27 protein-coding genes are annotated in these 22,957 nt (G+C 58.4%); 15 read left to right on the forward strand and 12 right to left on the reverse strand.

The features are described from left to right. The first annotated feature begins 431 nt into the window (after positions 1 to 431). A complete protein-coding gene (locus GFER_RS03485; protein ID WP_139172027.1) occupies positions 432 to 986 on the forward strand; it encodes a hypothetical protein in 555 nt (184 codons plus the stop codon). 187 nt (positions 987 to 1,173) lie between these two features. Continuing rightward, complete coding sequence (locus tag GFER_RS03490; protein WP_040096082.1) at positions 1,174 to 3,051, forward strand: aldehyde ferredoxin oxidoreductase C-terminal domain-containing protein; 1,878 nt, start codon at positions 1,174 to 1,176, stop codon at positions 3,049 to 3,051. Positions 3,052 to 3,100: 49 nt separating this feature from the next. Here the strand turns inward: GFER_RS03490 and GFER_RS03495 are convergent, their stop codons facing one another. The 4 genes from GFER_RS03495 to GFER_RS03510 form a co-directional block, all read right to left on the reverse strand. Next, positions 3,101 to 4,246, reverse strand: coding sequence for a hypothetical protein (locus GFER_RS03495; protein ID WP_040096084.1), 1,146 nt, complete (start codon positions 4,244 to 4,246; stop codon positions 3,101 to 3,103). Continuing rightward, complete coding sequence (locus tag GFER_RS03500) at positions 4,243 to 5,301, reverse strand: hypothetical protein (protein WP_040096090.1); 1,059 nt, start codon at positions 5,299 to 5,301, stop codon at positions 4,243 to 4,245. The genes GFER_RS03495 and GFER_RS03500 overlap by 4 nt, the downstream gene beginning before the upstream one ends. A 301-nt stretch (positions 5,302 to 5,602) precedes the next feature. After that, positions 5,603 to 5,815 (reverse strand): hypothetical protein, encoded by a 213-nt coding sequence (locus GFER_RS03505; RefSeq protein ID WP_040096091.1) that lies wholly within the window; start codon positions 5,813 to 5,815, stop codon positions 5,603 to 5,605. A 112-nt stretch (positions 5,816 to 5,927) separates the two neighbouring features. After that, positions 5,928 to 6,260, reverse strand: coding sequence for a MoaD/ThiS family protein (locus GFER_RS03510; protein ID WP_040096093.1), 333 nt, complete (start codon positions 6,258 to 6,260; stop codon positions 5,928 to 5,930). 195 nt (positions 6,261 to 6,455) lie between these two features. Here GFER_RS03510 and hflK point away from each other — a divergent pair, with 195 nt between their 5' ends. Both hflK and hflC read left to right on the forward strand, forming a co-directional pair. Beyond that, positions 6,456 to 7,484, forward strand: coding sequence for an FtsH protease activity modulator HflK (gene hflK / locus GFER_RS03515; protein ID WP_052445916.1), 1,029 nt, complete (start codon positions 6,456 to 6,458; stop codon positions 7,482 to 7,484). Next, positions 7,481 to 8,413 carry a protease modulator HflC gene (gene hflC / locus GFER_RS03520; RefSeq protein WP_040096095.1) on the forward strand — a complete coding sequence of 311 codons (933 nt, stop codon included), beginning with the start codon at positions 7,481 to 7,483 and terminating at the stop codon, positions 8,411 to 8,413. The genes hflK and hflC overlap by 4 nt, the downstream gene beginning before the upstream one ends. A 317-nt stretch (positions 8,414 to 8,730) precedes the next feature. On the opposite strand, the gene GFER_RS03525 is transcribed toward hflC, so the two are convergent. The 4 genes from GFER_RS03525 to GFER_RS03550 form a co-directional block, all read right to left on the reverse strand. Then, positions 8,731 to 9,120: an Hsp20/alpha crystallin family protein gene (locus tag GFER_RS03525; protein WP_040096097.1), complete on the reverse strand. Its 390-nt coding sequence runs from the start codon at positions 9,118 to 9,120 to the stop codon at positions 8,731 to 8,733. A 36-nt stretch (positions 9,121 to 9,156) separates the two neighbouring features. Beyond that, entirely contained in the window at positions 9,157 to 9,603 is a 447-nt protein-coding gene (locus tag GFER_RS03530) for an Hsp20/alpha crystallin family protein (protein WP_040096100.1), read from the reverse strand. Between the two features lie 300 nt (positions 9,604 to 9,903). Further along, the gene (locus tag GFER_RS03540) at positions 9,904 to 10,713 is read right to left on the reverse strand and encodes an ABC transporter substrate-binding protein (protein WP_040096105.1); all 810 of its coding nucleotides are present in this window, start codon (positions 10,711 to 10,713) and stop codon (positions 9,904 to 9,906) included. A gap of 275 nt (positions 10,714 to 10,988) precedes the next feature. Next, complete coding sequence (locus GFER_RS03550) at positions 10,989 to 11,894, reverse strand: response regulator (protein WP_040096111.1); 906 nt, start codon at positions 11,892 to 11,894, stop codon at positions 10,989 to 10,991. A gap of 493 nt (positions 11,895 to 12,387) precedes the next feature. On the opposite strand from GFER_RS03550, the gene GFER_RS03555 reads away from it, so the two are divergent. Next, positions 12,388 to 12,792, forward strand: a complete 405-nt coding sequence (locus tag GFER_RS03555) for a hypothetical protein (RefSeq protein WP_040096113.1) — start codon at positions 12,388 to 12,390, stop codon at positions 12,790 to 12,792. A 353-nt stretch (positions 12,793 to 13,145) separates the two neighbouring features. Here the strand turns inward: GFER_RS03555 and GFER_RS03565 are convergent, their stop codons facing one another. The 3 genes from GFER_RS03565 to trxB all read right to left on the reverse strand — a co-directional run bounded on the left by GFER_RS03565 (position 13,146) and on the right by trxB (position 16,301). Next, positions 13,146 to 13,346 carry a cold-shock protein gene (locus GFER_RS03565; RefSeq protein ID WP_040096118.1) on the reverse strand — a complete coding sequence of 67 codons (201 nt, stop codon included), beginning with the start codon at positions 13,344 to 13,346 and terminating at the stop codon, positions 13,146 to 13,148. A 328-nt stretch (positions 13,347 to 13,674) separates the two neighbouring features. Beyond that, the gene (locus tag GFER_RS03570; protein WP_040096120.1) at positions 13,675 to 15,204 is read right to left on the reverse strand and encodes a YifB family Mg chelatase-like AAA ATPase; all 1,530 of its coding nucleotides are present in this window, start codon (positions 15,202 to 15,204) and stop codon (positions 13,675 to 13,677) included. Positions 15,205 to 15,368: 164 nt separating this feature from the next. Next, positions 15,369 to 16,301, reverse strand: coding sequence for a thioredoxin-disulfide reductase (gene trxB, locus GFER_RS03575; protein ID WP_040096121.1), 933 nt, complete (start codon positions 16,299 to 16,301; stop codon positions 15,369 to 15,371). A 156-nt stretch (positions 16,302 to 16,457) separates the two neighbouring features. Between trxB and GFER_RS03580 the strand changes: the two genes are divergently transcribed. Then, positions 16,458 to 17,426 carry a cation diffusion facilitator family transporter gene (locus GFER_RS03580; protein WP_040096122.1) on the forward strand — a complete coding sequence of 323 codons (969 nt, stop codon included), beginning with the start codon at positions 16,458 to 16,460 and terminating at the stop codon, positions 17,424 to 17,426. Positions 17,427 to 17,433: 7 nt separating this feature from the next. After that, a complete protein-coding gene (locus GFER_RS03585) occupies positions 17,434 to 17,775 on the forward strand; it encodes a hypothetical protein (protein ID WP_040096123.1) in 342 nt (113 codons plus the stop codon). 12 nt (positions 17,776 to 17,787) lie between these two features. Here the strand turns inward: GFER_RS03585 and GFER_RS03590 are convergent, their stop codons facing one another. Beyond that, entirely contained in the window at positions 17,788 to 18,579 is a 792-nt protein-coding gene (locus tag GFER_RS03590; protein ID WP_040096125.1) for a carbon-nitrogen family hydrolase, read from the reverse strand. 334 nt (positions 18,580 to 18,913) lie between these two features. Between GFER_RS03590 and GFER_RS03595 the strand changes: the two genes are divergently transcribed. The 8 genes from GFER_RS03595 to GFER_RS03625 are packed head-to-tail and all read left to right on the forward strand — an operon-like array spanning position 18,914 to position 22,895. Beyond that, complete coding sequence (locus GFER_RS03595) at positions 18,914 to 19,399, forward strand: Na+/H+ antiporter subunit E (RefSeq protein WP_040096127.1); 486 nt, start codon at positions 18,914 to 18,916, stop codon at positions 19,397 to 19,399. Beyond that, on the forward strand, positions 19,399 to 19,704 hold the full coding sequence (locus GFER_RS03600) for a monovalent cation/H+ antiporter complex subunit F (RefSeq protein WP_040096129.1): 306 nt from the start codon (positions 19,399 to 19,401) through the stop codon (positions 19,702 to 19,704). Before GFER_RS03595 ends, GFER_RS03600 begins: the two co-directional genes overlap by 1 nt. Positions 19,705 to 19,706: 2 nt before the next feature. Then, positions 19,707 to 20,030, forward strand: coding sequence for a monovalent cation/H(+) antiporter subunit G (mnhG, locus tag GFER_RS03605; protein ID WP_052445917.1), 324 nt, complete (start codon positions 19,707 to 19,709; stop codon positions 20,028 to 20,030). After that, complete coding sequence (locus tag GFER_RS03610; RefSeq protein ID WP_040096133.1) at positions 20,027 to 20,272, forward strand: Na(+)/H(+) antiporter subunit B; 246 nt, start codon at positions 20,027 to 20,029, stop codon at positions 20,270 to 20,272. The genes mnhG and GFER_RS03610 overlap by 4 nt, the downstream gene beginning before the upstream one ends. Continuing rightward, a complete protein-coding gene (mbhE, locus tag GFER_RS17425; RefSeq protein ID WP_052445918.1) occupies positions 20,269 to 20,541 on the forward strand; it encodes a hydrogen gas-evolving membrane-bound hydrogenase subunit E in 273 nt (90 codons plus the stop codon). The genes GFER_RS03610 and mbhE overlap by 4 nt, the downstream gene beginning before the upstream one ends. Continuing rightward, positions 20,538 to 21,017: a Na(+)/H(+) antiporter subunit B gene (locus GFER_RS17430; protein WP_052445919.1), complete on the forward strand. Its 480-nt coding sequence runs from the start codon at positions 20,538 to 20,540 to the stop codon at positions 21,015 to 21,017. Before mbhE ends, GFER_RS17430 begins: the two co-directional genes overlap by 4 nt. A gap of 1 nt (position 21,018) precedes the next feature. Next, positions 21,019 to 21,408: a cation:proton antiporter subunit C gene (locus GFER_RS03620; protein WP_040096135.1), complete on the forward strand. Its 390-nt coding sequence runs from the start codon at positions 21,019 to 21,021 to the stop codon at positions 21,406 to 21,408. Further along, positions 21,405 to 22,895, forward strand: a complete 1,491-nt coding sequence (locus GFER_RS03625) for a complex I subunit 5 family protein (RefSeq protein WP_040096137.1) — start codon at positions 21,405 to 21,407, stop codon at positions 22,893 to 22,895. Before GFER_RS03620 ends, GFER_RS03625 begins: the two co-directional genes overlap by 4 nt. Positions 22,896 to 22,957 lie beyond the last annotated feature (62 nt).

Genomic DNA, 22,957 nt, shown 5'->3' on the forward strand with positions numbered 1-22,957 from the left:
CTCCTTCAAAATCTTACCATGCAAGATTGAAGGGTCGTTTGTCGAGTTTTCATTGAACAGTTGGATCCTGATGGATGGACGCTTTTCAGAAATTAAAAAATTCAGGGCTTTTCCCTGGGCCCGGTGTATAAATGCGCCGGCAGCATTTACAGCGACGCGGTGCCCTGCGCGGGCAATCTTTAAACGGCGCAGCGTTTCGTCGGCATGGTCGAGCGCTCGCGTCTTACCGCGAGTTTGTTGATCGATGTAACCAAAAGTTTGCAGAAGTGAGCTCCTTTTCGTAATTTGACAAGTTGCCATCGCGCGGCATAGTTACGGCAGAGGCATTTTGTTAATGAAAGCATGTCGCCTGTTCCGCCGCTGACGGGGCGCCGTGATTGAACGAGCCCACGGCGGACCCGCAACACCAAAGCAAAGGACAGTATCCGATTTTGACCGTCCCCCTGATCAAAATTCTCGTCGCCCTCGCCCTGCCTGTGGTCCTGTTCTTCGGCGGCGGCTACCTGATGTTGCTCTTCACGGCGCGGGATCAGTTCCCCCAGACCAGCGCCCCCGAATCCGTGCCTCTCCATTTTCGCCTGGGCGGTTACAATGCGGAGCAGGCCCAAGCCTACTGGGCTTGGCTGGGCGCTGAGGGACAGCTTGCCGAGTTGCGTTTTCTCGAAGTCGATCTTGTGTTTCCCTTGGTCTATGGCGGTGCGCTGCTGGTTTCCCTTTTTTTGATCTGGGGCTGGCTGGGCCGCCCTTTCCGCCTGGCGTGGCTGCTCGCGCCCCTGGCGGTGACGGTGATTGCCGATTGGACCGAAAATCTGGTTCACTGGCATCAGTTGCACCGGGTGCTGCGTCAGGAGCCGGTGCAGGACTTCTGGATGCACATGGCAAGCCTTGCCACCACGACCAAGATGCTGTGCTTTACCCTGTCCGCCACTTTGCTGGTGGCGCTGGCCCTGAAGCGGCTGGCGCGGATTTCGCGCGGGATGGGGTGAGAGGGGCAGAATCCGCAGGTAGTGTGAAACATCCCTTTTTGTTCCCTTTTTCAGATCATCATGCTTAAGGCGGACGGAGAAACGTAAATGCGAAAAAGAAAGCAGGCAATGCCAATTGCCTTACTCGGACAGCGCGATAAACTTTCACCTCTGTCAATCTGCCTTTTTTCCAATCCAAGGATTCTTTATGGACATGTTTCAACGCGTGCTGCTCGTCGACGCCGCCAGTGGTTTTTATAAAACGAAAAAGTACGGCTTCGAGCGCTATTTCGGTCCCGTCGATCTCGGCATTCACCTGACCGCCGAATACCGCAGCCTCAACTTCGGTGTCGGCATTTTCGCCGGTTCGGTGTTTCCCGGCTCCAACCGCATGGTGGTCACGGGCTATTCGCCCTGCTGGCAAGGCTACTACATCAGCTCCATGGGCGGCGCGGGACTGGTGTTCGACAATCTGGGCATCAATATGCTCAGCCTGGTGGGCAAGGCGCCGGTGCCTTCGGTGCTTTATCTCAACCGAAACCACGGAGAAGAGATCGAGGTCGAAGTGGTGCCCGTCGATGTGGAGGCCATCTGGCAATCCGGGCGCAAAGGCGCCTACGCTCTTACCGACCATGTCTACGCGATGTTCGGCGACCGCTACGAAAAAGATCCGCGCATCCTGGCCACCGGCCCGGCCGCCCTGCACACCGACATGGGTGCCATTCTCTCGGTGCCCATCAGCAAGGGCAAGATCAGTCATGTGGACACCTGGGCCGGGCGCGGCGGCTTCGGCAGCGCCCTGGTGCGCGAGCGCGGCATCGTCGCCGTCATCTACGGCGGCACTCTGGTGGATGAGGATTTCCGTGACCGCAAAGTGGTCGATGAGTGGTTCGAGAACAAGTACAAACTGCGCCTCATGCAAAAGGATATGGAGGTGACCACCAAGTACCGCTTCGACGAAAAATTCGACACCGGCGGCACCTTCGGCGTCAACTACGCCGGCATGGGCGGCAAAATCATGGCCTTCAACTACCGCACGATTTTCTGGAGCGATGAGCAGCGCCGCGATCTGCACCAGCGCTTCATCCTTGATCATTACCTCAAGCAGTTCAACGAAGAGACCATCCAGAAAAAGCAGCAGGCGACCTGCGGCGAACCCTGCGTTGCGGTGTGCAAGAAAATGAACGGTGTCTACAAAAAGGATTACGAGCCCTACCAGACCCTCGGGCCGCTATGCGGCATCTTCGATCAGCGTGCCGCCGAAAAGCTCAACCGCTTGGGCGATGCCATGGGCTTTGACGCAATTTCCCTGGGCGGCGTGCTGGCCTGGCTGATGGATCTGCTCGACGAAGGGCTGCTCACGCCTGCGGAACTTGGCGTGACAAAGTTGCCGCGCTGGGATATGGCGGATTTTGATGTGGTCGAGGATTCCCTGCACAACGCCGACCTGGCTTGCGCGCTCATCGAAGCGATTCTCGCGCGGCGCGGCCTGCTCGATTTCCGCGAAGGGGTGCGCAAGTGGAGCCGCATTCAGTCGCGCGCCCGCGGCACGGTGCTGCACGAGCGCCTTCTGCACGTCGGCTTCAACCGGCGCGGCTGGATGGTGCCCAACCAGTACTGGGTGTCCGGGGTGCTGGCGCCCATGGCCATCGCGGGCAAGTACTACATGATCTACAGCGACGACTTCATCGCGCCGCGCACCCTGGGGCGCATGTGCGCGGAGCGCATGAAGAAGGAACTGATCCTCGACAACCTGGGGATGTGCCGCTTTCATCGCGGCTGGGCCGAAGAAATGCTGCCCGAGGTGATGGGCTCACTCTACGATTGCAAGGAGCAATTCGAGCGCAGCATCGAGGTTCTCGCGGGCCGCATCCACAGCCGCAACAGCCCGATTTTCTGGGAATCGCAGCGCAATATCGATTTTCTGCACACTTTTCTCAAACGCAAGCATGAGGGCGGTGAGGTGAGCGATCCGCGTCTGGGCGAATGGCTCGCCAGGTTTGACGCGGATCAGGGCGAGGCGGCGCGCGAGTTCTGGTATCAGACCCTGATGGGTATTGACGAAAGTCTGCGCGAGTTTTTCTGAAAGGAAAAGGGCCGCCCTGATACCTGAAGGGGCTCAGGGCGGTTCGCCGTCAATTTCCGATGCGCTCCCCGACCTCATACAGACTCTGTCGCACCTGCTGGACTTTCTGCCGCAGGTTGCGGCCTTTGTTATTGATCAGCTCGGCGAGATCGATGCCGAGCACCACCACCAGGCCGTCGCGGCCATCTTCATCATCCTGCCAGCCTATCCCGATCGATGCCTTGCGGTACAGCAGCAGCGCACCATAACCCAGATTCTCCTGGCGGTCGCCGGGCATGATGAGCAGTGCCGAAACTCCCCAATGCGCGGCATAGGTTTCCTTTTCGTAGCGGCGCAGGCCCAGGGCCTCGACACCCAGGCGCGGCTTGAAGGCGGTCTTTCCTTCGAGGGTCACCGCCGCCAGGGGCAGGGGATGGATCAGGCGCAATTGGGTGCGCGGCGGATGGGCGAGGGTGCCGCCGAGCGCCTCGAAACGCTCGCCGAGCCAGCCGTTGGTGAGGGTTTCCCAGGGAAACTGATCGGCCAGGGCATGGCGTTGAAAGTTTTGCCAGCGGCGGTTGGCGGCGGCGATGGCGGCGCTGGTGTCCTGCATGAGCACCAGGTTTTCCTGGTTGAGCAGGCTTTGCAGAATTTCTGCATTGAGCCACAGGGTTTGTGCCACCTCGCTGGTTTCTTCGGGCTGTATGCGGATTTCCATATCCGGGCGCTGTTCGAAGATGAGGAAGGTTGGATCGACCTGACTGGGCGCCGGATCATAGGGATTGCAGGTGAAATGTTCGCGGAAGCTGCGGCGTAGATCCTGCGCGATTGCGGCCGGCGCAGAGTGCCGATCCTGATGTTCCAGAGCGTGCAGCAGCGCGCCCGCGGCCGGCCCGTCGGGCGTCCAACAGAGTTCCATGGCCTGCATAAAGGATGCGGTCCAGTCTCGTTCGCGCTGGTTGAGTTCCGAATCCTTGCTCAGGTCGCGCATCTCCGCATGAATTTCTTCATATATAATGCTCAGCCCCAGCACCTCGGCGCGCTCCAGCGCCCGTTGGCGCTCCTCGCTGCGTTGCGCCTGGCTCTGTTCCCACCAGGTTTCAAAAGTCGCCGCGGCAAAGGCGGCTTGGGCGAGCAGCAGCCAGCAAGCCAGCGTCAGGCAGTGCAGCCAGCAGAAATATGTCGCCTTTTTCTTCGCCAGAGACGGATCAGTCATGGTCGTTCCCCCCCCATGCCGCGGAAATACAGGGCCACACCCTTGAGGATGTCGATCACGTCGGGCGCTTCGCCCAGGGCTTCTTGCGCCTGCCGCGCATGCGCTCTGAGCTCTTCGATGCGGGCCTTGCTGATGCCCTTGATCTGTGTAAACCCGGCCAGAGCGTCGCGTTCTTCGGCGCCGCTGATGCAGCGGTAGCCGCACAGGCTGCGCAGGATGCTGATATGGACCAGGGGATTGAGGGCGTAGTGCTCCATGCCGTGGACGTTGAGGGCGTGAATGTGCGAAACATTCTTGTCGTGATAGGAGCGCTCATCCCAGTCGGGGCGAAAGGTGCGCACCCGGGTGAAGGGGTCGAGGTCGTGGCGGTAGTTGTAGTAATGCCGACAATAACTGTTGGCCTCGCCGGCCGGACCGGGGCGCACGGGTCCCGGGTAGACGGGATAGGCGGGGGTTTCGAGAATCCTGGCGACATTGGCGATCATGTGCAGGCATTCAAAACGAAAGAAGCGCGGATCGAAGCCCTGCTCGCCTTCCGTCCAGCTGCCGCGCGCCAGATCCATAAGGGTCTCGCTGGTGACCGAGGTGCCCAGGCTGTGGGCGATGACCGCGCAGGACACATCCTTCACCGGACTGGCGGCGAGGCGCTCATGGATGCGGCCGGTGATCTGCGTCGCCACCTCGGTCTTGACCATTTTTTTCAGATAGGGCGCCAGCTTCCACAGAGCGACATCGGCGACATGCGACCACACAAAGTTGTCCTGTTCCTCCGCAAGCCCCTCCATCCAGCCCAGCGCCTTCTCGACCATCTCCCGGTCCATGGGCGCGGCCAGCTGCAGAATGCGCCGGGAGTTTTCTTCCCAGTTGGCCAGGGTATTGCGAAAAATCTGGTCATAGCAGACTTCGTGAAACTCGATGAGGTCAGCGAGGTGACGCTCCTGGAAAAAGGCGTAGCTCTTGCTCGCCTTGCGCAGGATTTTGACGAACGCGGCCGACCAGCCGGGGGGATGGGCCCCCATGCCGTGCACCAGAAACACCAGGGGTTTTTCCGCCATCGTCGCAACTCCCTTTCATGGTTGATTATTCGTAACAAGTCAGCTGCGACGTCCGACAGTGCTGCACCCTGAGGTGGCTGCTGAACAGTTACGATTATTCGAAGGGTGATGTTAGAGATCAGGTGTAAGACCTGTTTCTGTTTAGCAGAGACAAGGAGGTTGTCAAGGTGGAGTGGTATAGGAAGGGCTCTGTCGGCTCAGGAGAACCTGCCGGCGTTGATGTCCGTCTGCCGCATTTGCCCAGGCATCGAGCGGCGGGCAGCGAAAGCTGGCGGCCGAGGTAGGGATGATCAGAGGAATTTTACTGCGGTGGACGGATGTTGTTGCGGTGCCTGAGGTACCAACCGGTGGCGGCGCAGGGGATGGACAACAGGAAAATGGCCAGACCGACGCGAAACACCGCCCAACTGTTGACGATCACGGCATAGATTTCCACGGCAAAGCCGCTGATGATGCACAAAATGGCGAGAAAATACCACCAGCGAGTGGCGGATGAGGGTGCTTCCTGGACCATGAAACCTCCGAAGAGCGCAAAAGTAGGTACGCGCTTGACCAGCGCCGCCCCCTTTTTGCCCCCAGTGAAAAAGGCGGGCAGATTTGGGTTTTTGGGGCGAAAGTTGATGACTTTATTCGGCGTCGTCGGCGTGGAATTTCTTTCCGGCCTGGTGAATGCCGAGATAAAAGCGGTGAGGCCCGGGGACGCCGGGCGGCACAAAAGCGATACGGTCGCCCGGATGAACGCGGTGGTTGAGATCGTAGGTGCGGTGATTGCAGAATACCGCTTCGATGCGCTCCGGCGGCAATTCGAGTTGCCGCGCGATGTCCAGGGCGGTCATGCCTTCGGGCGGCACCTCGAGTTCGATGGTGGCAGGCAGACCGCGGCTGCGGCGCAAGGTGTGCAGGGCGCCAAACATGCGGACGGTGACGGGCGTGGACTCATTGGCGGAAGCTGTCAGCATAGGCTGTCCTTTTTTATAACGATGGTTGACGGTTTGATCTTAACGCAGTTTTCCGGCGTGTGGCCAGAAAAGAAATTCAAAGGGGCCGTCCCGAAACAGATTTTAACCTTTGGCTCTCTGTGCTATAGTCACCACTTGCCGTTGCGAGAGGCGGAGCACCGGCGCAAATGATTTCCACCGCCGTAAGGACATGAGATGCAAAACGGACCCTGGGGAAAAAAAGAATCGCAAGTGGAAGAAAAAGTCGTGGAGATGTTCAACCGCGTCAAGGGGCAGAAACCACCGACCAACATGATCGTCGGCGGCCTGGTGCTGCTGCTCGTTCTGTGGGCGGCCTCAACCAGTTTCTACAAGGTCGGCACCGAGGAAACGGGCGTGGTGCTGCGGCTCGGAAAGTTCACACACATGACCGATCCCGGCCTGCAGTTCAAGTTGCCTTTCGGTATCGACCAGGTCTTCCTGGTCAAGACCGGGCGTGTGCTGCGCGAGGAGTTCGGTTTCCGGACCCAGGAGGCCGGCGTGCGCACCACCTATTCGCCGCGGCGCCTGGAAGAAGAATCCCTGACCCTCACCGGTGATCTCAACGTCACCGACGTCGAATGGATGGTGCAGTTTCAGATCTCCGACCCTTACAAGTACCTGTTCAAGGTCAACAACCCTGAGACCACCATTCGCGACATCTCCGAAGCGGTGGTGCGGCGCGTGGTCGGCAATTCCAATGTTTCCGACGTGTTGACCGTGCAACGCGCGGCCCTGGCCTTGGAGATCCAACGGGATCTGCAGCAAATTCTCAACAGTTACGAAATGGGCGTGCGGATCGTCACCGTGCGTTTCCAGGACGTTAATCCGCCGGGCCCGGTTCGCGACGCTTTTAACGAGGTCAACGAGGCCGAGCAGCAGAAAGAAAGCATGATTCTGCAGGCACGCGAGCAGTACAATCGCGAGGTGCCCAAAGCGCGCGGCGTAGCGCGCAGTCGCATTCTCGAAGCCGAAGGCTATGCCGTCCAGCGTGTCAATCGTGCCGAGGGTGAAGCAACGCGTTTTCTCGCCCTGCTAACCGAATACCATAACGCGCCGCAGGTCACCCGGCAGCGCCTTTATCTGGAAACCATGGAGAGCATTTTGCCGATCCTGGAGGAGATCTACGTGATTGATGGGAACGGGATGACCAGCCCCTTGCCCCTGCTGCCCCTGAGTCAGGCGCGCCAAGGAGGAACCCGATGAAAAAGGAGTTTTTGATCATTGTCGCCGTGGTGGCTTTTGTCCTGGCCAAGGGCAGCCTGTTTGTTGTGGACGAGGGCGAGCAGGCTCTGGTCACCCAGTTCGGCAAGCCCGTCGGCGAAGTGCGCCAGGCCGGCCTGCATTTTAAAATCCCCCTGGTGCAGGATGTGCACCGCTTTCAGCGCCGCATCATGCAGTGGGACGGCGATCCTAACCAGATCCCCACCAAGGACATGCGCTACATCTGGGTTGACGTGACCGCCCGTTGGCGCATTACCGATCCCCTGCTGTTCTATACCACCGTGGCCAACGAGCGCGGTGCGCAGAGTCGCCTCGACGATATTCTCGACTCGGTGGTGCGTGATGCGGTGTCCGGGCATTTGCTGGTCGAGTTGGTGCGCGGCACCGATTACGTCGCGCCGCGCGGCGCCGAAGAAGAGGTGTTCGAGGTCGAGGGCGAAAAGGTTGATGCCGACACCCTCGCCGGGCGCGAGCAAATTCTTGCGCAACTGCTTGAAGAGGCGCAGCAGAGCACGCCTGAGTACGGGATTGAACTCATTGACCTGCAGATCAAGCGCATCAACTACGTGGAGCAGGTGCGTCAGCGTGTCTACGAGCGGATGATCTCCGAGCGTAAACAGGTGGCGGCCCAGTATCGATCCGAGGGTGAAGGCGAGCGCGCCGATATTCTTGGTCAGATGGGGCGCGAACTGCGTACCATTGAGTCGGAGGCCTTCCGCAGTGCCGAGGAAATCCGCGGTAAAGCCGATGCGCAGGCCGCCAATATTTACGCTAATGCCTATAATCGCGACCGCGAATTTTACGCCTTTGTGCGCTCCCTTGAGGCCTATCGCAAATCGGTCAGCGACAATTCGCGCCTGGTGATCAGTACCGATTCGGACTTCTACAGGTTTTTCCAGAAAATCGAGTAACGTCGGTCGTTGATGACCTTGTGACTTTTGCACGATTTAGGGCCGCCCCGCAAAGCAGGGCGGCCCTTTTTTTATGACCGTCCAGAAGAGGGCCGTCGCCCGCGCGGCGGTTCAGCGACAGGTCTTTTTTTCTCCAAGGCATCATTTCTTGCAGTGCCATAAGATCACCTCCTCGGATGTTCTTTGATGGCGACCCAACGCGTTGTTTTTTTTCACCGCCGAGAACGCAGAGTTCGCAGAGAAAAATCTCGGGATCAATCTGTTTTTTTCTCTGCGATTGTCTCCCCGTTCTCGGCGCCCTCAGCGGTGCAAAGGGTTTAGTGCTTGATCTCGATACGCCGTGGTTTAGCCGCCGCCGACTTGGGCAGGGTCAGGGTCAACACGCCTTTTTTTAGTTCGGCTGCGGTTTTTTCCGAATCGATCTCATCGGGCAACTGAAACTGACGGAAGTAGTTGCCCAGGGAGAACTCCCGAAAAACCGCCTCGCCCGGAGCACCGCCCTTGGCCGAGCCCTTGATGGTCAAGATGCCGCGCTCCAGATTGATGTCGAGATCCTCCTTGGCCACGCCCGGCAGATCGGCGACCAGAGTCAGGTTCTCATCGGTTTCGTAAATGTCGACCGCGGGCCGCACGTAGGTGTCGGGGGCGCGTACGCCTTCGCGGGCCAGGGATCTATCCTCACGGGTGACCATTCCTTTGTCTGCCATGATGCAATCCTCCTTTCTCAGTTCTTGAAGGTGTCCTTAGTTGGCGCGCACCGAAATCTTTTTCGGTTTCACAGCTTCGGCCTTGGGCAGAGTGATGGCGACCACACCGTTGTGATATTCGGCGCTGACCTTCTCGCTATCGACGGCCGCCGGCAGTTCGATGGTGCGCAGAAATTTGCCCGTGCCGCGTTCGCGCCGATGCCAGGTGCGTTGGTTGGTGGCGCCCTCCTTGCGCTCCCCCGCCAGGGTCAGGGTGCCCTGCATGACGTTCAGCTCGATGTCCTGCGGCTCAAGGCCGGGCACCAGGGCTTCGACGTAGAAGCTGTTGTCATCCTCGCTGAGGTTGATGCGCGGGTAATCACCAGTGCCGATGCCGGGCATGAATGCCGGATTGAGCACCTGCCCCATGCCGAAACTGCGGAAGGCCTCATCCACTTCCCGACGCAGCATGTCCATTTCCCTGAAAAGATCCCATCTTGCCATGATCCATCCTCCTTTCTCCGGTGAGAGTTTCCTGGGCCTTGTGCAGGCCTTGCACTCATCTCTAATAACAAAGGACGTGCCAAATGCAAGGAGAGCTCAGAAGAATTGAAAAATATTATAAATCAATATGTTATGCATGTGGGGGCAGGGCGATGGCGCGGCGGGAATTCAGTGCGACGTCGTTGCGACGTCGCAGGATTCGTTGCAGCAATCCTTGCAAAGGCGAGTGCCCCTGAAAATTGGCGACAGGATTGGGTTCGCCGCTTGGGAGACGGTTTTCCCGGCGCGGGGCGAGGAGCCTCAGGGATAGGTAAAGAAGAGTTGCTGTTGGTTTCGCTCAAGCCCCTTGATCAGGCTCTGAGCTTCGTCGGAGAACAGATAGGCGATGAATTTCTCGGCCAGCTCGATCTTGACGTGGGGATGGCGCGCCGGGTTGACGGCAATCACTCCGTAGGGGTTGAACAGACGCGCGTCGCCTTCGCAGGCCACGACGAGATCGGTTTTGCCCAGGTAGGCGAGGTAAGTGCCGCGATCCGCCAGGGCATAAGCGCTGAGTTCGGTGGCCATGTGGATGACCTCGCCCATGCCGCGGCCCGCTTCGATGTACCAGCGACCCTTAGGCTTCACGCCGGCCTGCTGCCAGAGATCCATTTCCATGACATGGGTGCCGGACTGGTCGGCTCGCGAGATGAATCTTGCGCCGCTTGCGGCAATCCGGGCCAGGGCCGCCGTCGCATCTTTCATGCCGCGCACCCCGGCGGGATCGGTAGGGGGCCCCAGGATGACGAAGTCGTTGTACATCAGCTCGTGGCGCTTGAGGCCGTATCCGGCGGCGACAAAGGCCTCTTCCCGGGCGCGGGCATGCACCATGAGCACATCGGCGTCACCGGCCTCGCCGAGGCGCAGGGCCTGCCCGGTGCCGACCGCAATGACGGCGACGCGCGCGTTGTTTTTCTGCTCGAAGGGCGGCAGCAGCACCTCAAGCAGGCCCGAATTCTGGGTCGAGGTGGTGGTCGCCAGGACCAGGCGCTGCTTGGCCTGGGCGAAAGTCGGTGACAGCGTCGGCAGGCACGCGAGCGTCAGGAGAAAATAGGCTACCCAGCGCTTCATGTTCTCTCCATCTGCAAAATGTCGTCAGTGTTCCGGCGATCAAGGGTTATCATATTGTTCGGATGTTCATAGCATGATTTCGATTCAAGAGCCAGGCAGCAAATTCGCCGCAATATGGGCCTGGGTGCGATTGCTGTTTCTCTACACCCTCGGTTTTTTCTATTTGCATTTTTCTCATCTGGCTCGGTGCAGGATTTTCCCTAAAAATTCGGCGGATCAGGTGCACGGGGTACTAGGCGGTTTATCCTTTTGCCTGGACCTCACGGACAAGAGTTTTAGTTGAGCGTGCCCGGTCGAGCGCTCTCAGCGACCTCTTTGATGGCTTTGCGCAATCGGTCAAGGGACGTGGGCTTGGGAAGCATGATTACGTTTTCCGACTGGAAAAAACGATGATGCTGCGGCTTGCGGGTTCCCGTGAAAAACACGAAGTGCTTATTGAGATTTGCGTCTATGGTCAATGCTTGCTGGTACATATCTATGCCGTTTATTTTGGGCATTTCCACGTCAGATACGATCACGTCGAAGTACCTCTCACGAATGCGAGCGATGCCTTCTGCACCGTCTTTGGCTAGGACCACCTCTGCGTGACTGGAAACCAGGGCCTTAATGAGGTTGGCAACCGCCGGCTCATCCTCCACGATCAGAATGCATTTTGTCCATACCGGGTGCATGCGCCCGGTTTTCGCGAGCAGCGCCTCGCCCCCTGGCGATGAAAGAATGAACTGTTCGAGTTCCAGCCGGTGCCGGTCGAGCTCTGCGGCCGCCTCCTGATACTCTCGGCCGCACTTTCTAAGGGTGCCTATGGCATAAAGAAAGATGTCGTTCCATTCTGAGAATTCGGCTTCGGCAATAATTCCGATCAGGGCCGCTTTGGATAATTGATTGTCTTTTAGCAACGATCGACCACGAACAAAGGGAGCTTCTGCGTTTTGCTGCAGGTTTTCGTCGACCCAGAAGCAGCTATCTGCAATTGCTCCTTGAGTGATCTGGGTTGCCGCCTGATTGAGCAATTTGAAATGGTCGTCCTCCTCCTTTGCCAGGCGGGAGAGAAAAGCGGAAAACTCCAGGTCCTCGGCAAAGGCGGCAGCGGCTTCGGCGTAAAAAAGGGCAGCTCTTTCTTCGACGCCCCGCAACCAATCAACAATATTGCAAACCATGGCATTTTTCTCCGGCTCCTTCATCAATGTCTCCCTCGTGCCTAACCTTCAGTGTTTGCCTCTCCGCTGTTTCCCATAGCAATCTGTCGGCCCTTTAACCTTTCTACATTAGGGATTATTATACTGCGTGTTGGGCTTTGTGCAAAAAAAAATCTCTCAGGGGGAGAGTTTATAGGCCTAGCGTATCTATTAAATGAAAAAATAATCCGCAAAAGCAAAGGCGTTTATGGAGGGGTAGATTCTCGCGGAAAATCAAATTTCGTATGCACGGCCCGTACCGAGTATCTTTTATTTGGTGAAACGTGTATTATAGTTTAATCCTATCCCACCCAGAGTCCTCCCTAAACCAACACCGCCCTTTAGCCCGTACGGAGATGGCGTTACGGAAAAGAAGAGATTCAAACCACGCGCCGCTTGTTTGCGGCATGTCAATTGTCGCGTTTGTTCGAAGATTCCAGCGATCTCCCTGGTTTATCATCGGACAAATTCCGGCTTGATCAAGTAGAGGAGTCAATCCATGGAAAGTACCACGCTCTCCCCCGGCGATGCGATCGAAGCGCGCTGCACGAAATGCCGCAAAAATGTCGGTCATGTCATCCTTACCCTGTCTGAAGAGGGTCCGCTTACGGTGCAGTGCAACAGTTGCGCGCGTGAACATAAGTACCGGCCGCCCAGCGTCGCCAAAAAGCCTGCCACACGCCGTTCCGCCAACCCCAAGGATGCTGAGCGCAAGGAGTGGGAAACTCTGCGTCCGAGCATGAACAGCGATGCGGCGCGTGTCTATTCCATGACCGATGCGTACAAGGTCAAGGCGCTCATCAATCATCCCCTCTTCGGTCTTGGTTTGGTCCAGCGCGTAGTCGGGTCACAAAAGGTCGAGGTTCTTTTTGAGGACGGCAAGAAAACCATGCGCTGCAAATAACTCCGGCATTCCGGCTGAAGGTTAACGGCTGGGCAGGGGGAGCGCAAACCCGATGGAAAGAAGACGAATATGCAAATTTGTGCCCTGTGTGAAGAGCAGGCAAAGAAGTCGCGCAACGGAAAGCCGCATGATTCCTTGGTGAAGATCGATGATCCGCGCATTTTCAAAGGCAAAAAACCACGCGGATTCGAGGAGCAGGATTATCAGTGTCAGACATGCAACGCAAAGTTTACTCAGAGTACGGATAAAAACGATTTGGCTTGGACCCTGTGGCGGGGTTGATGAATTTGATTAAAAAAAAGAGCCCCGCGATTTTTCGCGGGGCTCTTTTGCAATTAAAAACAGAATTTAACTTAGATCTTACGTACGTTGGCTGACTGAGGGCCTTTCTGGCCTTGGGTCACTTCAAAACTCACGCGATCGCCTTCGGCGAGAGACTTGAAGCCATCGCCTTGAATTTCGGAAAAATGGACGAATACATCAGGTCCGTTGTCCTGCTCGATAAAACCAAAACCTTTTGCGTCGTTAAACCATTTCACTGTGCCTTCTACCATTTTTTTCTCCATGCTCCCATCGGGGAAGTCTTGTGTCGTGCAAATCCCGCTTCGTCCATAAAACAAAAAAACACAGGCCCAAACAGGCTTGTGCTTTTGGTTCCAGCTGACACCTCGCCAATCTGTTGAACGAAAAAACTTACACAAACTTAGTTAAGTGATCGAATGCTAGCACGGCCGACTTTTGAAAAGCAAGCCATTAAATTCGTCGGTGTAAGGTTTTTTTGAGACTCTTTAGCCGCCATGTTTAAACGATATCGTCACGCCCTGCGCCACAAGCGCAACAATTACGGTTAATTAGTTGGCCTCGCGCCTGATATCCCGCTGTTCACCCCGTCCGGCGATCCAGACTGCGGTATTGAATGGCCTCGGCAAGATGTGCTTGGGTGAGAGTGTCGTCGGCCCTGAGATCAGCGATGGTGCGTGCAAGTTTCAGAATCCGGGCATAAGAGCGTGCCGAAAGGCCCAGGCGATCGGTGACCATTTCGAGCAGCTTGTGGCCGGCCTCGTCAACGGCGCAGAATTTACGGATATGGCGGGCTTGCATCTGTGCGTTGCAGTGCAGGCCGAAGGGCGCGAGGCGTTCGCGTTGGATGGTGCGCGCTGTTTCGACACGGGCGCGGATTGCCGATGAGGGCTCGGCGTCGCGTGGGTCGGCGAGATCCTTGTGCGCCACCCGCGGCACTTCGACGTGCAGGTCGATGCGGTCGAGGAGCGGCCCGGAAAGGCGGGTTTTGTAGCGCTGGAGCATCAGCGGCGTGCATGAGCATTGTTGCAGGGTGTCGCCGTAAAAACCGCAGTTGCAGGGATTCATCGCCGCCACCAGCATGAAATCGGCGGGATAGGTGAGGCTGGTGGCGGCGCGGGCAATCGTCACCTGGCCATCTTCAAGAGGCTGGCGCAGCATTTCCAGCACGTTTTTCTTGAATTCCGGGAGTTCATCAAGAAACAGTACGCCGTTGTGCGCCAGGCTCACCTCGCCGGGGCGCGGATAACTGCCGCCGCCGATGAGTCCCGCGTCGGAAATGGTGTGGTGGGGATGACGAAAGGGGCGCCGCGCAATGAGCGCCTGCTTTTCCGAAAGCAGGCCCATTACCGAATGGATTTTGGTGGTTTCCAGCGCCTCGGCGAAACTCAGGTCGGGCAGGATGGTGGAAATGCGGCGCGCCAGCATGGTCTTGCCGCTGCCCGGTGGGCCGACCATCAGAATATTATGGCCACCCGCAGCGGCGACTTCCAGAGCGCGCTTGGCGTGCTCCTGCCCGCGCACCTCGGCAAAGTCTTCCGCTCCCTGGCGGGCCTGGGCAAAGAGTTCGGGGACCGGCAGGGAGCAGGGCGAAAGTTGGCGTTCGCCGTTGAGAAAGGCGACCACTTCGCCGAGATCGCGCACACCATAGACCCTGAGACCTTCGACAATGCCGCCTTCGGGGGTGTTTTCCTCGGGCAGAATGAGCCCCTGGGTCTGCCAGTCGCGCGCGGCCACAGCCACCGGAAGCACACCGCGCACCGGCTTGATGCGGCCGTCCAGGGACAGTTCGCCCATCATCACAAAGCGTTTCGCAGCGTTCTCTTTGATCAGGCCGGTGGCGGTGAGCAGGCCTACGGCCATGGGCAAGTCGAAAGCGGCGCCATCTTTTTTGATGTCGGCGGGGGCCAGGTTGATGGTGATGCGCCGCGCGGGAAATTCGTAGCCGGAATTCTTGATGGCGGAAATGACGCGATCCTTGCTTTCCTTGACCGCGCCTTCGGGCAACCCCACAGTGGAAAATTGGGGCAGACCCTGGGCGATATCGACTTCGACGTCTACCGGATAGGCATCGATGCCGAGCAGCGCCCCGGACAAAACTTTGGCGAGCATGATGTTCCCCCCCATGCTGAGTAGATGAATTCAATGCAAAACTGCAAAAATCCCTGCACCGCTGAGCTCGCCGAGGACGCGAAGGGCCAAGAAGGAACCACCTGGCACCAATAGTTTTTCTCGGGTTTTCTCGGCGGCCTTCGCGTTCTCGGCGGTAAAATGGGCTATTGTTCTTCGTCCATCAGATACTTCTCCGCCATGATGGCGGCCACCGCGCCATCGCCGACGGCTGTTGCGATCTGTTTGAGAATTTTTTTGCGCACGTCGCCGGCGGCGAAGACGCCGGGGATCGAGGTGCGGCATTCGGCGTCCGTGAGGATGTAGCCCTCGTCGGTAAGCTTGAGTACCTCAGCAAGAAAATGCGCTTTGGGCGTGACGCCGATGGCCATGAACACCCCTTCCACCGCCAGGGATTCTTTTTTGCCGCTTTTCAGGTTGTGCAGCTCGACGGCCTTGACGCCACGGGCATCGCCTTCGATGCGCTCGATCTCCGAATCCCAGAGAAGCTCGATCTTGTCGTTGGCGAACAGCCGTTGCTGAAGAATCTTGGTGGCGCGCAATTGGTCGCGGCGGTGAATCAGGTAGACTTTTTCGGCGAAACGAGTCAGAAACAGAGCTTCTTCAGCGGCCGTATCGCCGCCGCCGATGATGGCCACGGGTACGTTCTTAAAAAAAGCGCCGTCGCAGGTGGCGCAGTAGGAGACCCCGCGCCCGGTCAGTTCCTGTTCCCCGGGCACTCCGAGCTTGCGTGGCTCGGCGCCTGTGGTAATAATGACAGTGCGAGTCAGGATTTCTTCGCCGTCGACGCGCACCGCCTTGAAACGACCCTGATCGACGAGGCTTTCCACCTCACCGTACTTGACTTCAAGGCCGAATTCCTGACAGTGCTCCTGAAAACGCACCATCAGGTCGGGGCCGTCGATGCCGCCGGGGAACCCAGGGTAGTTCTCGACCTTGGTGGTGGTCATGACCTGGCCGCCGAGAATCATGCGTTCGACCATGAGGCTGCGAAGTTGGGCGCGCGAGGTGTAGAGACCGGCAGTGAGGCCGGCGGGACCGCCGCCGATGATTAGAACATCATAGTGTTTTTGCGACATGCGACTGCTCCTTGGGGCGATATGGACGAGGGAAAAATAGCATAGGGCGGCGCAAAAGAAAACCATCCATAACAGGGCCGCGCCTGCGGCAAAGCCTGTTGCGCGGAACCAGGGCCGGCGCTAATATGAGTACGCTTTTTTTCGAGGGGTAGAAAAATGGCGGAAGGCAACCATTTCGACCGGAAACTCACCAAGGGCTTCGTCTTTGCCATCGCCCTGACCAGCGTTACCTTCGTCGCGGAGGTCATCGGTGGCCTGTGGACCAACTCTCTGGCACTGCTTTCCGATGCCGCCCATGTGTTCAGCGATCTCTTCGCCCTGGCGCTGTCGTTGATGGCGATCAAGCTCGCTTCGCGCCCGGCCACCGACCGGCGCACCTATGGCTGGCACCGCGCCGAGATTCTCGCTTCGCTGATCAACGGCGCGACGTTGCTGCTTATGGCCGTGGGCATTCTCTTCGAGGCCTGGCGGCGTATTCTCGACCCCCAGGAGGTCAAAAGCCTGGAAATGTTCATCATCGCCACCGTCGGGCTGGTAATGAATCTGATTGTGGCATCGCGCCTGCATGGCCACTCCCACGACGATCTCAACGTGCGCAGCGCCTTTCTTCATGTGATCGGCGATGCCATCGCCTCGGTGGGGGTAATCCTGGGCGGTGTGGTGATGCTGTTGACCGGCTGGTACGTGGTGGACGCTCTGGTCTCCGTGGCCATTGTGCTGATCATCGGCTTTGGCGCGCTGCGCATCATGCGCGCCGCCGTGCATATCTTGCTCGAAGGGGTGCCGCCGCACATCGACATCAATGAGATCGTAACCAAAATGCGTGCGGTGGAGGGCGTCAACGACGTGCATCACCTGCACTGCTGGTCGATCTGTTCGCACATAACCTCGCTGTCGGCGCATGTCGACGTGGAGCCACAGTTCCGCCTGCGTCAAGGACAGATCGTGGGCGAGATCGAAGAGATGCTCGAGCACGACTACCATATAACCCATACCACCCTGCAGTGCGAGTGTTCGAGTTGCCTGAGCGGCCCGGTGATTCAGCAGCTGGAACACCGCCCGCGGCGTTCCAGCTTGTGCAGTCACGGCAAAGGGCCTCGCGACCACGACCACCATCATTCTTGAGGAAACAATGAAAAAAATCGGGGGCTTTTTTTTGTGGAGCCTGATCTTCGTGCTGCTGCTGGCAGCCTTGGATCAGGCTCTGCTGCGCATCGATCTGGACCTGCCCGGTTATCGTGAAACCCGGCAATTTTACGTCGGCTTCCGCGATCGCTTGTTTGATCGGCCCGCGCAGCGCCGAACGCTGACTATCGAGGATGTCATCGAGCAGGCTCCACCGGCCGCCCCGGCACAAAAAAACTCCGCCACAGGCTATGTGTACGTCGATGAGCAGGGGGCGCTGCACCTGGTGGACAGTCTCGAAGACGTGCCGCCGCGTTTGCGCCGCGAGGCCAAAAAGCTCAGCCGCTGAGTGGAGCGCCGATCAGGGCAGGGTGCCGTAGATTTCCGGGCGCCGGTCCTGAAAGCAGCGAATCTTGCTGCGGAAGCTCGTCATTTGCTCGAAATCGAAGAGAGCCGTGGGCTGACAATCGGTTTCGCCGCCTTCGGCGAGGACTTCGCCCCAGGGCGAAATGAGCAGGCTCATGCCGAAAAAATCCAGTTTGCCTTGGATGCCGCAGCAGTTGGCGGCGACCACGAATTGCTGGTTTTCAATGGCGCGCGCGCGCAGCAGGGTGCGCCAGTGCTCCTGGCGGGGTTTGGGCCACTCCGCCGGCAGACACAGAATCTCCGCGCCTTCCAGGGCCAGTTTGCGGAACAGTTCGGGAAAGCGCAGGTCGTAGCAGATCGCCACCCCCAGCCGTCCCACCGAGGTCGGCACCACCAGGGTGCTGTCGCCGGCCGCGAGGAAGCGGTCCTCCCCCATGGTCGAAAACAGATGCAGTTTGCGGTATCTGCCGCGCAATTCGCCCCGATCGATCACCGTGGCACTGTTGTAGAGTTTGCCGTCCTCGCTTTCCGGCAGGCTGCCGACCACCACCAGCCCGAGGCGCGCTGCAGTCTCCTGTAGCTCGGCGAGAATCGCCGGCGTTTCCTTGGCCAGTTCGACCAGGCGGCGATAGTCATAGCCGGTGCTCCACATTTCCGGCAGAACGGCAAGCTGCACGCCGTCGTCAGCCGCCTGTTGCAGGGCAGAGAATGCTTTGCCGCGGTTGCGCGCGACGTCGCCGAGGGTAATGTTGAATTGGATTGCCGCGGAGCGGATCTGTCGATTCATCTTGTCTCCTTGGGAACAACGTTTTATTGTTTCTCGGGCGCCGAATTTTCTGCTTCGGCCTGCAGGGGATTATAGGGCAATCCCTGCCCTCCGACAAGGCCAAAGGAACCGTCTTTTGATGGGTTTTTGACCGGTTTTGCTTGACACCCACCGAAGGCATGTCTACCCTTAACCCCGTTTTCATTTTCAGGATGTGTCCGATTGGTTCCAATTTTGCACTCTGGGTCGCATGAGAAACCCGGGCTTGCCGGGTCCGCCTCTGGCGCTCACAACGAGAGTGTTTTTGCTAAGGTCACTTCGCCGGGTTTCACGGCGGACAGATGATGGATTGATTATGAGCAGGCTTGTAACTTTTTTGATTTTGTTCGTGTTCTGGATGATGTTGTCCGGGATGTTCGACGCCTTCCACCTGTTTCTCGGCGTGATCTCCTGCGCGGCGGTCGCATGGTTTTCTTCCCACCTGCTGTTTCCCGACGGCAAGATTGGGGTCGCCGGGCGTTCGGTTCTGGGCATGGCAGTCTATCTGCCCTGGCTGTTCTGGCAAATCGTGGTCGCCAACGTGCAGGTGGCCAGAATCGTGCTGCACCCGCGCATGCTCGAACTCATCAACCCGAAGATCGTGCGGTTTACCACCAGTCTCAAGTCGCCTTTTGCGCGGGTAACCTTCGGCCAGTCCATTACCCTGACTCCCGGCACCATCACCATCAACATCGACAACGACGAATTTACCGTTTACGCTCTGACCGACGACACCGCGGCGAGTCTGCCGGGTGAAATGGAGCGGCGGGTGGCGGCGGCGCTGGAAGAGGAGCGCGGGTGATGGAAACCTTTATTCTGACGGTCGCCGTCGTATTGACCCTGCTGATTCTGCTGACTCTCTACCGGGTGGTGGCGGGGCCGACAGTTCTTGATCGCATTGTCGGACTGACGGTACTCGGCGCCAAAACCACGGTTCTCTTGCTGTTGATGGGCCTGCTGTTTCACGACGTGGCGATGTTTGTGGATATCGCCCTGGCCTATGCCCTGCTGAACTTCATCGCGGTGCTTGGCGCCACCAGGTTTTTTCTGCGGCGCCGCAGTGTCAATCTCGAAGATGAAAAATCGGTCAAAGAGGAGGTGCGCTGAGAATGTCTGTTGTGGTGGCTCTGCTGCTCCTGGCGGCGTTGTTTTTCTTTATTGTCGGCACGGTCGGTATTCTGCGTTTCCCCGATTTTTACACGCGCCTTCACGCGGCGGGCAAATGCGATACCCTGGCCAGTATGCTGGCTTTGTTCGCCGTTGCTCTCTACACTCTTGACGGAATCAATTTCGCGGAAATTCTGGTGGCGCTCAAGATTCTCGCCATTGCCGCCTTTGTTTTTGTCGCCAGCCCCACGGCGACCCACGCCATCACCCGCGCCGCTCTGGCGACGGGAGTTGAGCCCTGGGTGCGTCCGGAGAAACGCAAATGATCTGGCAAGTTGATCTGATTATCCTGACCATGCTCGTGATCTGCGCCATCGGAGCGATCACGGTACGCGATCTGCTCAGTGCAGCGCTCATTTTCGGCGCTTACAGTTTTCTCATGTGCCTGCTGTGGGCCGGCATGGGCGGCGTCGATGTGGCTTTTACCGAAGCGACCGTCGGCGCCGGGGTCAGCACCATATTGTTCATTGCCGCTATTTATCGCACCAGCCGAAGGAGTAAGGATTGAAGCTGCTCGCTCTTGCCGCCACTCTTCTCACCGGTGCCATTCTGCTTTACGGCACCGCCGATTTTCCCGCCTGGGGCGATCCCGAGTCGCCGGCCAACACGCATGTATCCGCGGGCTATATCGAGACCGCGGTCCAGGCTACCCACACCCCCAACCTGGTCACGGCGGTGCTGGGTGACTACCGGGCCTACGATACCATGTTCGAGCTGGTGGTCATCTACTGCGCCGGCATCGGCGTCATCGGCGTTCTGCGGAGAGTCAGGGAATGAAAATTCTTCAGGAACAGGTCCGCGCGGGCAACTTGGGTGAAGATCTGATCATTCGCACCGCAGTGCGCATGATGGTGCCTTTTATTCAGCTTTTTTCACTTTACGTGCTGGCTCACGGCCATTACAGCCCCGGCGGCGGTTTTCAGGGAGGGGTGCTGCTGGGCGCATCTTTTGTGCTCATGGCCCTGGCGTTTGACCTGAAATATTCCAAGGAGTTATTTCCGCCCAAGGTCATCATGGCCGCGAGCAACATCGGTGTGCTGATTTTTGCCGGCATCGGTGTTGTATGCGCGCTGCTCGGTGGGTATTTCATGGATTACGCCGCTTTTGCCACGGTGATTCCCATGGCGATTCCCGACTGGCGCTCCCTGGGTATTCTGCTGGTCGAACTCGGGGTGCAGATCGGCGTGGCCTGCATCATGCTCGTGCTGTATTGGGAACTGGCCTCCGCCGGAACCCTGGAGGAGGGACTCTGAGATGGAAGGCCTGCTCGAAGAGATTGTCGCCAAGTACAATTACTGGATTTACGTGGTGCTGATGATGATCGGCTTCTACGCCATGATCGGCAAGCGCAATCTGGTGAAAAAGCTTATCGGCATGAACATCTTTCAAACCGCCATCATATTGTTTTTCGTCTCGACCGGGGTCAAACGCGATGCCGGCCTGGCCGTTGTCGACAAGGAGCTGGCCCTGGCCGGCGCCATCGACGTGGCGACCGTGGTCAACCCTCTGCCCCATGTGCTTATGCTGACCGCCATTGTCGTCGGAGTCAGCGTCACCGGAATTGCGTTGGCGGTTATCCTGCGCATCTACCGTGAGTACGGCACCTTGGAGGAAGACGAGATTCTGGAGAAAATCGGTCGATGATCAGCGCGAACCTTCCCGCTTATTCTGTTGCCGCGCCTCTGCTGATGGCTGTGGTGGTTAACCTGCTGGGCGCCCGTCGCCCCGCCCTGATTGCGCCCCTGGCCATGGTGTCCCTGGCCGTTTCCACCCTGTGCGCGCTGTTTCTGCTGCCGCGCGTGCTGCGTGACGGTCCCTTGAGCTACACCATGGGCGGCTGGGAGCCGCCCTGGGGTATCGAGTTGATCGTCGATCCTCTCTCCGCCCTGATGCTGCTGTTGGTGGCCGCGGTCGCCCTGGTCGCGACCTGGTCGGCAGGCGCCAGCGTCGCCAAGGAGTTGCCCGGGCGCGAGCACCATTTCTTCACTCTTTATCTGATTCTGGTTTCGGGGCTGCTCGCCCTGACCATGACCGGCGACACCTTCAATCTCTACGTCATGCTCGAGATTACCGCCATCACGACCTACGGGCTCATCGCCATGGGCCGCGAACGCGCGCCCCTGGCCAGCTTCAACTACATCATCATGGGCACCATCGGCGCCTGCTTTCTGCTGCTCGGCACCGGTTATCTCTACATCCTCACCGGCTCGCTCAACATGGTCGACATCGGCCGCATCCTTCCGGAGCTCTACGGCGGCGCGGCGGTGGCCACCGCCTTTGCCTTCCTGATGGTGGGAATCTGGATCAAGACGGCCTTTTTTCCTCTGCACAGCTGGCTGCCCAATGCCTACACTTTTGCCCCATCCGGGACCAGCGTGCTGATCGCGCCGCTGATGACCAAGGTGTCGGTGTATCTGATGATTCGCCTCATCTACACGGTCTATTCTCCAGAATATGCCTTCGTGCTGCATCCGGCCGTACCGCACCTCATCGTCTGGGCCGCGGCCATCGGCATTTTTATCGCCTCGTCCCTGGCCCTGGCGCAGGTGGAGTTCAAAAAGATGCTCACCTACATCATCGTCGCCGAGGTCGGTTACATGGTGGGCGCGGTCTGGCTGATCAACGAGCAAGCGCTGACCGGTGCAGTGCTGCACATCGTCAACGATGCGCTCATGACCCTGTGCCTGTTCCTGGTGGCTTCGGCCGTGGTCTATCGTCAGGGCAGCTGCCGTTTTGAGGATTTTCGCGGTCTCTACCGGCGCATGCCCTGGACCATGGCGGCATTTACCGTGGGCGCCTTTTCCATGATCGGGGTGCCGCCGACCGCGGGCTTTTTCAGCAAGTGGTATCTGATCCTCGGCGGTATCGAAGCGGGCCAATATATCTATGTCGCGGCGCTGATCTTCAGCAGCCTGGTCAACGCTGTTTTGTTCTTCCGCATTATTGAAATCGCCTTTTTCGACGGCGCCGACCAGGCCCTTGATGCCGAGGGCCGTGTGATTCGTAACGAGGCGCCGGGCGCCCTGGTACAACCCCTGATCCTGGCCGCGGTGGCCCTGATCGTCGTCGGTCTGTCGGCCGGGCCCCTGGTCTCCGGAGTCATAGCTCCGGCCTTGTCATGGCTGTATTGAGTCGGCGCGGGTCAATCCCGTTTTCCTGTGCTTTTTCTTTTCGTGAAGTGAGTTGAGTCTGA

The sequence above is a fragment of the Geoalkalibacter ferrihydriticus DSM 17813 genome, assembly GCF_000820505.1.
Classification (GTDB): Bacteria; Desulfobacterota; Desulfuromonadia; order Desulfuromonadales; family Geoalkalibacteraceae; genus Geoalkalibacter; species Geoalkalibacter ferrihydriticus.

Coding starts and splice junctions, on each gene's coding strand:
- GFER_RS03490 (WP_040096082.1), top strand. CDS start 1,174: ATGGACATGTTTCAACGCGTGCTGCTCGTCGACGCCGCCAGTGGTTTT.
- GFER_RS03495 (WP_040096084.1), bottom strand. CDS start 4,246: ATGACTGATCCGTCTCTGGCGAAGAAAAAGGCGACATATTTCTGCTGG.
- GFER_RS03500 (WP_040096090.1), bottom strand. CDS start 5,301: ATGGCGGAAAAACCCCTGGTGTTTCTGGTGCACGGCATGGGGGCCCAT.
- GFER_RS03505 (WP_040096091.1), bottom strand. CDS start 5,815: ATGGTCCAGGAAGCACCCTCATCCGCCACTCGCTGGTGGTATTTTCTC.
- GFER_RS03510 (WP_040096093.1), bottom strand. CDS start 6,260: ATGCTGACAGCTTCCGCCAATGAGTCCACGCCCGTCACCGTCCGCATG.
- hflK (WP_052445916.1), top strand. CDS start 6,456: ATGCAAAACGGACCCTGGGGAAAAAAAGAATCGCAAGTGGAAGAAAAA.
- hflC (WP_040096095.1), top strand. CDS start 7,481: ATGAAAAAGGAGTTTTTGATCATTGTCGCCGTGGTGGCTTTTGTCCTG.
- GFER_RS03525 (WP_040096097.1), bottom strand. CDS start 9,120: ATGGCAGACAAAGGAATGGTCACCCGTGAGGATAGATCCCTGGCCCGC.
- GFER_RS03530 (WP_040096100.1), bottom strand. CDS start 9,603: ATGGCAAGATGGGATCTTTTCAGGGAAATGGACATGCTGCGTCGGGAA.
- GFER_RS03540 (WP_040096105.1), bottom strand. CDS start 10,713: ATGAAGCGCTGGGTAGCCTATTTTCTCCTGACGCTCGCGTGCCTGCCG.
- GFER_RS03550 (WP_040096111.1), bottom strand. CDS start 11,894: ATGAAGGAGCCGGAGAAAAATGCCATGGTTTGCAATATTGTTGATTGG.
- GFER_RS03555 (WP_040096113.1), top strand. CDS start 12,388: ATGGAAAGTACCACGCTCTCCCCCGGCGATGCGATCGAAGCGCGCTGC.
- GFER_RS03565 (WP_040096118.1), bottom strand. CDS start 13,346: ATGGTAGAAGGCACAGTGAAATGGTTTAACGACGCAAAAGGTTTTGGT.
- GFER_RS03570 (WP_040096120.1), bottom strand. CDS start 15,204: ATGCTCGCCAAAGTTTTGTCCGGGGCGCTGCTCGGCATCGATGCCTAT.
- trxB (WP_040096121.1), bottom strand. CDS start 16,301: ATGTCGCAAAAACACTATGATGTTCTAATCATCGGCGGCGGTCCCGCC.
- GFER_RS03580 (WP_040096122.1), top strand. CDS start 16,458: ATGGCGGAAGGCAACCATTTCGACCGGAAACTCACCAAGGGCTTCGTC.
- GFER_RS03585 (WP_040096123.1), top strand. CDS start 17,434: ATGAAAAAAATCGGGGGCTTTTTTTTGTGGAGCCTGATCTTCGTGCTG.
- GFER_RS03590 (WP_040096125.1), bottom strand. CDS start 18,579: ATGAATCGACAGATCCGCTCCGCGGCAATCCAATTCAACATTACCCTC.
- GFER_RS03595 (WP_040096127.1), top strand. CDS start 18,914: ATGAGCAGGCTTGTAACTTTTTTGATTTTGTTCGTGTTCTGGATGATG.
- GFER_RS03600 (WP_040096129.1), top strand. CDS start 19,399: ATGGAAACCTTTATTCTGACGGTCGCCGTCGTATTGACCCTGCTGATT.
- mnhG (WP_052445917.1), top strand. CDS start 19,707: ATGTCTGTTGTGGTGGCTCTGCTGCTCCTGGCGGCGTTGTTTTTCTTT.
- GFER_RS03610 (WP_040096133.1), top strand. CDS start 20,027: ATGATCTGGCAAGTTGATCTGATTATCCTGACCATGCTCGTGATCTGC.
- GFER_RS17430 (WP_052445919.1), top strand. CDS start 20,538: ATGAAAATTCTTCAGGAACAGGTCCGCGCGGGCAACTTGGGTGAAGAT.
- GFER_RS03620 (WP_040096135.1), top strand. CDS start 21,019: ATGGAAGGCCTGCTCGAAGAGATTGTCGCCAAGTACAATTACTGGATT.
- GFER_RS03625 (WP_040096137.1), top strand. CDS start 21,405: ATGATCAGCGCGAACCTTCCCGCTTATTCTGTTGCCGCGCCTCTGCTG.